11 protein-coding genes are annotated in these 11,167 nt (G+C 69.3%); 4 read left to right on the forward strand and 7 right to left on the reverse strand.

From position 1 onward, the window contains the following. Nucleotides 1–199 precede the first annotated feature (199 nt). The 5 genes from IPV10_RS14665 to IPV10_RS14685 form a co-directional block, all read right to left on the reverse strand. Nucleotides 200–517 (reverse strand): hypothetical protein, encoded by a 318-nt coding sequence (locus tag IPV10_RS14665; RefSeq protein ID WP_242685021.1) that lies wholly within the window; start codon nt 515–517, stop codon nt 200–202. 132 nt (nt 518–649) lie between these two features. Next, entirely contained in the window at nt 650–2,338 is a 1,689-nt protein-coding gene (locus IPV10_RS14670; protein ID WP_242685022.1) for an ABC transporter ATP-binding protein, read from the reverse strand. Further along, complete coding sequence (locus tag IPV10_RS14675) at nt 2,335–3,297, reverse strand: ABC transporter permease (RefSeq protein WP_207485034.1); 963 nt, start codon at nt 3,295–3,297, stop codon at nt 2,335–2,337. The genes IPV10_RS14670 and IPV10_RS14675 overlap by 4 nt, the downstream gene beginning before the upstream one ends. 34 nt (nt 3,298–3,331) lie before the next feature. Then, nucleotides 3,332–4,336, reverse strand: coding sequence for an ABC transporter permease (locus IPV10_RS14680; RefSeq protein WP_207485036.1), 1,005 nt, complete (start codon nt 4,334–4,336; stop codon nt 3,332–3,334). A 123-nt stretch (nt 4,337–4,459) separates the two neighbouring features. Beyond that, a complete protein-coding gene (locus tag IPV10_RS14685; RefSeq protein ID WP_207485038.1) occupies nt 4,460–6,139 on the reverse strand; it encodes an ABC transporter substrate-binding protein in 1,680 nt (559 codons plus the stop codon). A gap of 208 nt (nt 6,140–6,347) precedes the next feature. Here IPV10_RS14685 and IPV10_RS14690 point away from each other — a divergent pair, with 208 nt between their 5' ends. The 4 genes from IPV10_RS14690 (at nt 6,348) to IPV10_RS14705 (ending at nt 9,858) form a co-directional block, all read left to right on the forward strand. Beyond that, on the forward strand, nt 6,348–7,595 hold the full coding sequence (locus tag IPV10_RS14690) for an LCP family protein (protein ID WP_207485040.1): 1,248 nt from the start codon (nt 6,348–6,350) through the stop codon (nt 7,593–7,595). Nucleotides 7,596–7,632: 37 nt separating this feature from the next. After that, nucleotides 7,633–8,493 carry a spermidine synthase gene (locus IPV10_RS14695; RefSeq protein WP_207485042.1) on the forward strand — a complete coding sequence of 287 codons (861 nt, stop codon included), beginning with the start codon at nt 7,633–7,635 and terminating at the stop codon, nt 8,491–8,493. A gap of 293 nt (nt 8,494–8,786) precedes the next feature. Next, entirely contained in the window at nt 8,787–9,314 is a 528-nt protein-coding gene (locus tag IPV10_RS14700) for a hypothetical protein (protein ID WP_207485044.1), read from the forward strand. A gap of 55 nt (nt 9,315–9,369) precedes the next feature. Then, nucleotides 9,370–9,858: a SprT-like domain-containing protein gene (locus IPV10_RS14705; RefSeq protein ID WP_207485046.1), complete on the forward strand. Its 489-nt coding sequence runs from the start codon at nt 9,370–9,372 to the stop codon at nt 9,856–9,858. 57 nt (nt 9,859–9,915) lie between these two features. Here the strand turns inward: IPV10_RS14705 and IPV10_RS14710 are convergent, their stop codons facing one another. Both IPV10_RS14710 and IPV10_RS14715 read right to left on the reverse strand, forming a co-directional pair. Further along, on the reverse strand, nt 9,916–10,323 hold the full coding sequence (locus IPV10_RS14710) for a DUF3054 domain-containing protein (protein WP_207485048.1): 408 nt from the start codon (nt 10,321–10,323) through the stop codon (nt 9,916–9,918). A 140-nt stretch (nt 10,324–10,463) separates the two neighbouring features. Continuing rightward, entirely contained in the window at nt 10,464–11,126 is a 663-nt protein-coding gene (locus tag IPV10_RS14715) for a 2-phosphosulfolactate phosphatase (protein WP_207485050.1), read from the reverse strand. Nucleotides 11,127–11,167: the final 41 nt, after the last annotated feature.

The raw sequence follows: 11,167 nt of genomic DNA on the forward strand, positions 1-11,167 counted from the left end.
GCAGGGCTTCTCGATTCCTTTGTCGTCAGGTGGAGTGCGCACTCAGAAGCTCAACGAATGCCGACCACCATATGAGGGCATGGAGAAGCGAGCGCAACTACCAACTATAGACACGAATCCGCGACATGGCAAGCCAGATCCTTGACCAATTCCGTATGCTGCGGTAAAAGCATCCGCATCCACCACCGCCTGCGGGTGGCTACTCCTCGTGTTCGATGTTGCCGCGGCAGGCCTCGCCTGGGCTCGGCACCATGCCCTTCATGTCCGCCTTCACATACATCCCGTAGGACTGCGTGTGGCCACCGGTGACCTCGTCGTCGTCGAGGAACGGGAACGGGTTGCCCTCCACGGCATCCGGCAGGTCGCGCCCGGAGAAGTGGCAGGCGGAGTGCGCCTTGTCGCCGCCGCGGACGTCGCCGCCCTGTCCGTTGTACTCGCCGGCCATGGCCGAACCGCCGCTGCCGACCACGAGCCCGACTGCGAGCGCGCACGTCAGAAACATCTTCTTCTTCATCATCGATCTTCCCTAACCCCAGAGGAAACACCGGGTCGTCGCCCACGGCGACTCGGATGCGACGACGTCGCCGCACGACAGAGAAGCTAGTCCTCCGACCCGTCCCGCACAAGAGGATGTGCGGGACGGGACGGGTCAGGACGCGATGTTCAGTTCGTTGCCCGGAATCGAGGCCAGCAGGCGACGCGTGTACGGGTCGCGCGGGTTCGTGAAGATCTCCTCGGAGGATGCCGCCTCCACGAGCCTGCCGTCTTTCATCACGCACACGTAGTCGCTGATCAGCCGCACCACCGCGAGGTCATGCGAGATGAACAGATAGCTCAGCCCGTACTCGCTCTGCAGATCCCGCAGCAGCGTCAGCACCTGATCCTGCACCAGCACGTCGAGCGCCGAGACCGGCTCGTCGCACACGATGAGGTCGGGCGACAGGGCCAGCGCCCTGGCGATCGCGACGCGCTGACGCTGGCCGCCGGACAGCTCGGACGGGTAGCGGCGCAGCATCGACTGCGGCAGCGCCACGTCGTCGAGGAGCTGCCGCACGCGCTTGCGGCGATCGGCGCCGCTGCCCCGCCGGTAGAAGTCCAGCGGCTCCGAGATGAGCCGCTCGATCGTGAACATCGGGTTGAGGCTCGAGTACGGGTCCTGGAAGATCGGCTGCACCCGCTGACGGAAGTCGCGCGTCTCGGCCCTGCTGAGCGAAGCCACGTCCTTCCCCTCGAACCGGATCAGGCCGCTCGTCGGCTCGATCACCTTGAGCAGCATCCGCGCCGTCGTCGTCTTGCCGGAGCCCGACTCCCCCACGATCGCCACGGTCTCACCCCGCGGGATCACGAGCGACACGTCGTCGACGGCGACGAAATCCTCGGATCGCCCGCGGATCGGGTACACCTTGGTGAGGCTCTCGATCTCGACGATGTTGTCGGCCTTGGCGGATTCGGTGCCTTCCGTGCCCTGCGGCTCATCCGCACGGCCCTCGACGTGGAACGCCTCCGGCCGCAGGCGGGCGGCGGCCACGGAGGGTGCGGCCTTCACGAGGGACTGCGTGTAGGGATGCTGCGGCGCCTCGAGGATCTGCCTGGCCGGGCCCTGCTCCACGACCTTGCCGCGGTGCATCACGACCACCCGCTCCGCACGCTCGGCAGCGAGGCCGAGGTCGTGCGTGATGAGCAGCACCGCGGTGCCGAGCTCACGCGTCATGGTGCTGATCTGGTCGAGGATCGTCTGCTGCACCGTGACGTCGAGCGCGCTGGTCGGCTCGTCGGCGATCAGCAGCCGGGGCTTGCAGGCGAGGCCGATCGCGATCAGCGCCCGCTGGCGCATGCCGCCGGAGAACTCGTGCGGGTACTGCTTGGCCCGCCGCTCCGGGTCGGGCAGACCGGCGGCGCTCAACGCCTCCACCACCTTCGCCTGCACGTTCTGGCGGTTGGCGAGCCCGTGCGCGAGGAGCGTCTCGGCCACCTGCGTGCCGATCTTCGCGACCGGGTTCAGGTTCGACATCGGGTCCTGCGGGACGAGGCCGATGTCGCGCCCGCGGATCATCCGCAGCTCGTGCTCCGGCGCGTGCGCGATCTCGCGTCCGTCGAGGCGGATGCTGCCGGCGGCCACGCGTCCGCCACCGGCGAGCAGCCCGATGATGGCCATCGCCGTCGTCGATTTGCCCGATCCCGACTCCCCGACGATCGCTACCGTCTCGCCGGCCGCTATCTGCAGGTCGACGCCCTCGACGGCGTGCACGACTCCGTCCATGGTGGCGAAGTCGACGGCGAGGTCCTCGACGGTCAGCAGCGGCGCATGCGACATCTGATTCTCCTTCGCTGCGTTCATCGTGCCCTCGTCCTCGGGTCCATCGCCTCTCGCAGCGCTTCACCGAACAGCGTGAAGCCGAGTGCCGTGACGGCGATGCAGATGCCTGGGAGGAACGCCAGCTGGGGCGCGATCGCCAGCTCGTTCTGCGCGTAGGTGAGCATCCGGCCCCACTCCGCCGTCTCGGGGCGACCGCCGCCGAGTCCGAGGAACGAGAGCGCTGCGGCGTCGATCACGGCCGTCGCGAGCGTGAGCGTGCCCTGGACGATGACGGGCCCGATCGCGTTCGGGAGCACGTGCGACATCGTGATCTGCGCGCGGCCGAGCCCGAGGGTCTGCGCCGAGAGCACGTAGTCGCTGGAGCGCTGCTGCAGCATCGACGCGCGGAGCAGGCGAGCGAAAATCGGCACCTGTGAGGCTCCGATCGCGATCATGACCGCGAACGGCGTCTGCCCCAGGATCGCGGCGATCGACACCGCCAGCAGCAGGTTCGGCACCGAGAGGATGATGTCGACCAGGCGCATGATGATCGTGTCGACCCAGCCCCCGAACGTGCCAGCGAGCAGGCCGAGGACCATGCCGCCGATCAGGCCGAGCGCGGTCGAGATGATGCCGACGAGCAGCGACGCCTGCGCGCCCCAGATCAGCTTGGAGACGACATCGCCGCCGAACCGGTCGAGTCCGAGGGGGAACTGGGCCAGCTCGCCTGGCCCAGGGATGTGGGTCGGCGTGATGAACTTGGCGCCCGGCAGCGCGGTCTCGGGGTAGGGCGCGATCAGCGGGGCGAGAGCCGCGACCAGGATGAAGAGCAGCACGATGGCCGCGCCGATCCAGGCGGTCGGGTTGCGACGGAGGCGGCGGAACACGTCCTGCCAGAAGCCGCCTGGGCCCTCCTTGAGTCCTGCCTGGGCGATGGCGACGGTGTCGATCGTCACACCCTCGCCTGAGGGACCCTGTGCGGGCGGGAGTGAGACGCTCATGACGCCGACTCCTTTCGGGGATCGAGGCGGTGCATCACTGCACCCGCACTCTCGGGTCGATGAAGCTGTAGGAGACATCGACCGCCAGGTTGATCAGCGCGTACGCGATGGCGATGAAGATGATGAATCCCTGCAGCACGGGGAAGTCGCGGGCGAAGATCGCCCGCGCGAGGAACGAGCCGATGCCGGGGAACGCGAACACGGTCTCGGTGAGCACGGCGCCCGAGATGAGCAGTCCCGTCTGCAGGCCGATCGTGGTGATGACCGGCAGCATGGCGTTGCGCAGGATGAAGCGGTTGCGCAGCGTCGGCGCGCCGACGCCCTTCGCACGCCCGGTGCGCACGTAGTCGGCGTTCTGCACCTCCAGCACGCTCGCCCTGGTGATGCGGACGATGATCGCGAGCGGGATCGTCCCGAGCGCCAGCGCCGGGAGGATCAGGTGCACGATCGCGTCCCAGGAGGCGTCGAACTCCCCCGTGATGATCCCGTCCCACACGTAGAAGCCGGTGGGATGCGTGGCGTCGATGCGCGGGTTCTGCCGGCCGTCGGACGGCAACCAGCCCAGCTGCACCGCGAAGATGTACTTCAGGATGAATGCCAGGAAGAACACCGGGATCGTGATGCCGACCAGGCTCAGCGCCACCGACGCGTGGTCGGTGATCTTGCCGTGCCGCCTGGCGGCCCAATAGCCGAGAGGGATGCCGACGCCGATCGCGAAGATCAGCGCCATGACGCTCAGCTCGATGGTCGCGGGGAACCGCCGGAAGAACTCCTCGACGACGGGACGCGACGTCACGATCGAGGAGCCGAAGTCACCCTGGAGCAGCCGCCCCATCCAGATGAAGTACTGCTCGAGGAGCGGCCGGTTGAAGCCGTAGAGCTCGTTGACCCGTTCGATGGCCTCCGGAGTGGCCTTCTCGCCGAGCAGCGCGATGGCCGGTCCGCCTGGGAGGGCCCTGACCCAGGCGAAGAGGAGGATGCTCAGTCCGATGAGCGTGGGGATGAGAAGCAGCAGTCGCCTGCCGATGGTGCGCAGCACGGAGATCTCCGATCACTCGGTCGCTGAGCGGGCGAAGCGAGACGAAACGCAGCTTCCTGCAGGAAACCGCGTTTCGTCTCGTCGCTTCGCTCCTCGCTCAACGACCGGAAGGTGGAACCAGGCCTACTTGGTGAGGACGATCTCGGAGAAGACCTCGTCGTTCACGGGGCTTGCCGGGTAGCTCTCCACTCGGGGGTCGAACGCCAGCGTCGGCGCCGGGTGCGCGATCGGGACACCGGGGATGAACTGCGCGACATCCTCGTTGATCTCCTCGTACAGCGGCGTCTGCTCCTCGAGGCTTGAGACGCCGCGCGCCTCGGTGAGCTTCTGGAACAGCTCGGGGTTGTCGAAGCCCCACTCCGACGACTTCTGGCCGAAGAACACGCCGACGAAGTTGTCGGTGTCGTTGTAGTCGCCGGTCCAGCCGAGGAGGTGGATGCCGTGGTCGGAGCCCGCGGTGATCTTCTCGAGGTAGTCCGGGTTCCAGGCATCCGTGACCGGGTTGACCTTGATGCCGACCTCGGCGAGCTGGGTGGCCAGCACGGTGTAGATCTGCTCGGGGTCCGGCATGTACGGACGCGACACGTTGACCGGGTAGTTGAACGTCAGCGTCAGCGGGTTGTCGGCCGTGTAGCCGGCCTCCTCCAGCAGCGCCTTCGCCTTCTCCGGGTCGTACTCGTAGGTCGTGATGTCCTTGTTGTAGCCGTTCACGACCGGCGGGACGAACTGCGTCGCCTTCTCGGTGCCGTCAGGGAGCACCTGCTTGATCAGCGCATCCTTGTCGACGGCGTGGGAGAGCGCCTCCCGGACCCGGATGTCCTGCAGCTCCGGAATCGCCTGGTTGAACGCCAGGTAGAGGATGGTGAACGGAGGCCGCGACACCATGGTGTAGCCGTCTTCGTCGAGCGCCGCGCTGTCTGCGGGACCGACGAGGTCGTAGCCGTCGATGTCACCGGCCTCGAGTGCCTGACGGCGAGCGGTCGGGTCGCCGATGGTGCGGAAGATGATCTCCTCGATCTGGCCCTTCTCACCCCAGTAGTCGGGGAAGGCGTTCAGCGTGACCTGCTCGCCCGGCGCCCACTCCGTGAACTGGAACGGGCCGGTGCCGACCGGGTGCGCCGTGGCGTACTCGGAGAGGACAGGAGCTTCGGCCGTGCCGCCGACCTCGTCGGCGCTGAACTCCTGCAGTGCCGACGGGCTCTGCATGGCGAAAGCGGGGAGCGAGAGCGACGGGATGAACCCGGCGAACGGCTTGTTCAGCTCGATCGTGACGGAGTAGTCGCCGTCGGGCGTGCACGACTTGTAGACCGCGTTCGCGGGGTCGGAGGCGTAGCCGTGGAAGAGCTTGTTGTAGTAGTAGCCGAGCGCTTCGCTGGCGGCGAGACCGGTCCAGTTGTACCAGCGGTCGAAGTTGACGCAGACGGCCTCGGCGTTGAACGGCGTGCCGTCGTGGAACGTGACGCCCTCCTTCAGCGTGAAGGTGTGGGACATTCCGTCTTCGGTGGACTCCCACTCCTCGGCGAGAAGCGGTGCGGGGTCGGCCGTGCCGGGCTCGGTGCCGACGAGGCCCTCGAAGAGCTGGCGGGAGACGCGGAACGTCTCGCCGTCCTGGGCGAAGGCGGGGTCGAGGCTGGCCGGGTCGGAGGATGCCGCGAAGACGAAGGTGCTGTCGACGTCGGCCGCGCCCTCGCCACCGCCCTCGTCGCCGCGCTCGCTGGCGACGCATCCCGCGAGGACGAGCGACGCGAGAGCCGCTCCGGTGACGGCGATGAGTCCCCGCCGTCGCATGACTGTGTGGTTCATGATGTGACCTTCCCTGTTGGGGCGCTTCTTTGCGCGTGCCGTCGGCTTCGTCGCCTCCGGATCACGGTGATGCCTAGACGCTACCCATCGCGCCCGCGGAATCCAAACCCATCCAGGTTGCGATCCGGTATCGACCTGGCGGGCGGCCAGGCGACCTGCAGGGCGGTCATGCAGGGGTGACGCGCGCTCGCACGGGTAGGCTCGGCGCATGAGCCGGGCTGCTGAAGTCGGCGATCGGTCGACGGTCGCTCGCCACGCGAATCTCCCCACGCCGAGTGCGCTCTCCTCTCTGCTCAAGCTCGTCGCGATCTCGCTCGGGGTGCTCCTCGTCTCCTCGATCGCGGTCGCCACGTTCGTGGTGGTCGACGTGCTCAACCGCGTGAGCGACGGAGCGGTGGCGCTCGAGGACGCGCCCGAGGTCGAGCCGCCTTCGCTCGGCGCCTTCCCGGCGGACAAGGCCTTCAGCATCCTGGTCGTCGGCACCGACGAATGCGGTGAGGTGACGACGAAGCTGCTGGGCCGGCGATGCTCCGAGGCCGACGGACTCAGCCGCAACGACGTCAATCTGCTCGTGCACGTGTCGGCGGCTCCGCGAAACGTCACCGTGGTCTCCCTCCCGCGCGACCTCGGGATCCCGGTCCCGGAGTGCACGCGCGAGGACGGCACGGTCGCCTCGTCCATGTGGAAGGCGTCGATCAACTCGCTCTACGAGCACGCCGGCCTCTCCTGCGTGGTCAAGACCGTCTCCGAGCTCGGCGACATCCCGATCGAGTTCGCGGCCAAGATCAGCTTCGAGGGCGTCATGGAGGTGACCGACGCGATCGGCGGCGTCGAGGTGTGCATCGGCGGAGAGGGCATCCGAGACGAGTACACCGCCATCGACTGGCCGGCAGGGCCGCGCACAGTGTCGGGCTATGAGGCGCTCCAGTTCATCCGCACCAGGCACGGCGTCGGCGATGGCAGCGACCTCGCGCGCATCTCCAACCAGCAGCAGTACATGTCACGGCTGGCCAAGAAGGTGCTGAGCGAGGAGACGCTCACCGACGTGCCGAAGGTGCTGCGGCTGGCCAACGCGATCGCCGACAACATCGTGCCGAGCGAGTCGATGAAGGATCCGCTGCGCCTCGCTCAGCTGGCGCTCGCGCTCAACGACGTGCCGTTCAGCGACTTCGTGTTCGTGCAGTACCCGAACGTCACGGATCCCGACGATGACGACAAGGTCGTCCCGAACGAGCAGGCGGCCGAGGCGCTGTGGGCGGCGATCAAGTCGGGGCAGCCCCTTCAGCTCACCGGCGACGTCGCCACGCACGAGGGCGTCGAGCTGGTCACCCCGACCACGCCGGCGACCCCCGATCCTTCCTCGACCGCCACCCCCGCTCCGCGTACGACCCTGCCGCCGGAGATCTCCGGGCAGACCGCCGAGCAGGAGACGTGCGCGCGCGGCAACCAGGACTGAACGCTGGGCGACCGACGCGGGCGCGTAGTCTCGGGGGATGGGCCGGACGCGAACGCGAGACACCGAGCATCCGCACGCCCGGCTGGACCACGGCGGCATCGCGAGCATCATCCCCTCGGAGTTCACCAGCGGATTCGAGCTCGTGGTCGATGAGACCCCGCAGTCGCACGTCGACCTCGACGATCCGACGCACCTGCACTTCGAGTACATCGTCCGGATGGGCGCGGTCATCGACCAGCTGCCGGAAGGGCCGCTGACCGCCGTGCACCTCGGCGCCGGCGCGCTGACGATCCCCCGGTACGTCGAGGCGACGCGTCCAGGTTCGCGGCAGCAGGTCATCGAGCTGGAGGCGCCGCTGGCGGCCCTGGTTCGCGAGCACCTGCCGCTCCCCCGCGGCGCCGCGATCCGCGTCCGGATCGGCGACGCGCGCGAGGGCGTCGGCCGGCTGCCCCCGGCGCTCGTCGGCCACTGCGATCTCGTGGTGTCCGACGTGTACTCCGGGGCGCAGACGCCGGCGCATCTGACCAGCGTGGAGTTCTATCGCGAGCTCGCCGAACTGCTCGCCCCCAGCGGCGTGCTGCTGGTCAACGTCGCGGACGGCCCCGGGCTCGCGTTCGCGCGCAGGCAGGTCGCGACGATCGGCGAGGTCCTTCCCGAGCTCGGCGTGCTCGCCGACACGCAGGTGCTCAAGGGGCGCCGGTTCGGCAACCTCGTGATCGCGGCATCCGCCTCTCCCCTGCCCACGGAGTGGCTGCCCCGGATGCTGGCCGCAGGCCCTCACCCCGCGAAGATCGCGCAGGGCGCGGAGGTGCGGGCGTTCGTGCAGGGGGCGCGGATCGTGACCGACGCGGATGCCGTGGCATCCCCCCGTCCCGACGCCTCGCTGTTCCTGCGCTGAGACTCCCTCACCCTGGGTTGCGGCTCCCCTCGAGACACCGCCCTCGCAGGGACCCCGAATCGTCGCGCATCCCGCGCCGAGGCGGCCGATTCAGGACCCTCGCGATGAGGCGCCTCGAGTGCTTCCCGCGGGAGGGACCCGAAACGGTCGCCCGCGTCCGGTCGCCCCCGTCCGGTCGCGGCGACCGAATGGGGTCCCTGCGCAGATCCGGATGCGGCGACTCGGGGCGCGCCGCCCCCGCGAGCGCGACACCGCCAGGCAGACTGGACGGAGGACGCTGCGGAAGGAGAGAGATGAGTTTCATCCGGGGATATGACCAGGAGAGCCTCCGCGAGCTGGTCGATCTCGATGAGTGCGCGGCACGGCTCGCGGAGATCGAGAACCAGCGCAGCCTTCCGGCGCTGCTGGAGCGCGTATGGCTGCTGAAGGTGCTGGACCGGCTCGACGAGTCGCTCCTGCTCGCCGACGAGGCGGTCCGCCAGGCGCGAATGGCCGGCACCCGCAAGGACGTGCTGCGCGCGCGGGTGCTGCACGCCACGATCCTGCAGTATCGCGGCGCGCATGCGGCCGCAGAGCAGGAGCTGGCGACGTGCGCCGACGAGGCCGAGGGCCAGCGCTGGCTGTCGATCGCGGCGTTCGCGCATCAGCATCACGGCAAGAACGCCTACGAGGCGGGCGACTTCGAGACAGCGCGCGAGAGCTTCAAGCGCTCCCTGTTCCTCCGGCGCGAGTCGGGCGCCCAGGACCACGAGCTCGAGACCGCTCTGCTCGCGATCGAGGCCGCCGAGCGGCGCCGCTCCTCGCAGCTCGTCGCCGGCTGACCCGCCAGGCTCGTCCGGCGCGCCTGATGTCGGCGGCATGGCTTAACCTGAGCGCATGGCCGAACTCGACCGAGTGCGCATCTGGGGCGACGCGCTGATCAGACTGCACCTCGACGACAGCTGGTCCTTCGGATTCGACCATGCCAAGCGGCGCGCAGGGCAGTGCGACTACACGAAGAAGCGCATCACCGTGTCGCGCTACCTCGCCGCACGATTCGAGGACGACGAGATCCATCAGGTGCTGCTGCACGAGGTCGCGCACGCGCTGGCCGGCCACGCCGCGGCGCACGGCCCGGCGTGGAAGCGAGTGGCCCGTGAGCTCGGGTACATCGGCGGCACCACGCACCGCGGTGAGACGGCCGTCGAGCTCGCCCCCTGGGTGGGGCGCTGCCCGGCCGGTCACGTCACTTACCGGCACCGTCGCCCGTCGCGAGCGACGTCGTGCGCTCGCTGCTCACGCACCTTCGACGCGCGGCACCTGTTCGAATGGACGCGGCGCGAGATCAGCTCGGACGTGCGGCTCGCGGCGCAGATGCCGCGCTGATCGGGCGGGGCGACCCGCCCGATCAGATCGGCACGGACCGGACCGACGTGACCGAGATCAGCCGGAGTGCTCGGATGCGGCGGCATCCGGCTCGCCGGCCGTCGATGCCGCACGTCGGCGACGAAGCAGCGCGGCGAGCGCTCGCCAGCCGACCAGGAAGGCCGCGAGCACGATCGTCGCGACGATGATGAACGGCGCCTGAGCGGTGTCGCCGGCGACGACGCGCAGCAGCATCCCTCCCGCCACGGTGACGACCCACACGACGACGCCCCAGGTCACGCTCCACGGCTGCCGAGGACGCGCACGCAGCAGCGCGGCGATCGCGTGGCCGACGACCAGCGCCACCAGGAACGGCCAGGCCGTGAGCAGGAATCCGGCCGGGTTCTCGCCGTGCGAGGCACGACCGATCACGGCGAAGACGAGCACCAGCACCGCATCGACGATGAGAGCAGGGAGGAATCTCATGCCCCGACCATACGCCCGCACCGTGCGGAATCCGCGGCGCGTGCACGGCTTGTTGGCGAGCCGTCGCCGCGGACCGGTGCGGAGCCCCGGGACCTGACGAATCCATCCCCGCCCCGCGGGCGAGGACGGGAAGGCCCGCGTCACGCGAAGGCGACGAACGCACCATCCTGCAGCATCGGGACGACGTCGATCGCATCGTGCGCCGCGGCATCCGCCGTGCTCGCCGGCGTGATCCCGGAGAGCGCCATCCTCGCAGTCGACGCGACGCCGATCTCGAGCTCCCGCCCCGATCCGCTCGCCGTGAGCAGGTGCCGGAGCGCCCCTCGAAGGGCGCGGAAGCCCTCGGCGGCGACCGCAGCCTCCGGCGCCGTGTGATCGATGCCGAGGTCGGTGAGCGCGGCGGCGATCGCACCGGCGCCGAGGTGGTCCTCCACCGCGAAGCGCAGCACGCCGCGGGCATCCACCTCCCCCGCCGCGATCACCGAGACCGATGTGCGGGCACCGCGGCGCTCCTGGATCGCCGCGATCGCGCGGGCGACGGCGGAGGCGTTGCGGATGCCGCCGACGAGCACGATCGTCCCGGTGGCGGCTGCGGCGGTGACGACGGCCGCCCCGTTCGACGACCATTCGACAGCGTTGGCCAGGGGGATCTCGGCTCCGGCGGCCACGGCATCCGGAAGGGTCGAGGAGAACCGGAGCACGTCGACGACGACGATGATGTCGGCCGGCGCGAGGCGGGCGACTCCCTCGATGCCCCAGTCGAGGCGGACCTGGTACGTGGACTGATCGAACGGCGACGGCATCCGTCCAGCCTAGAGCCGCCTCGCCGCGCGCCCCGCCGCCC

Origin of the sequence: Microbacterium sp. SD291 (assembly GCF_017355365.1) — a bacterium.
Taxonomy (GTDB): Bacteria; Actinomycetota; Actinomycetes; order Actinomycetales; family Microbacteriaceae; genus Microbacterium.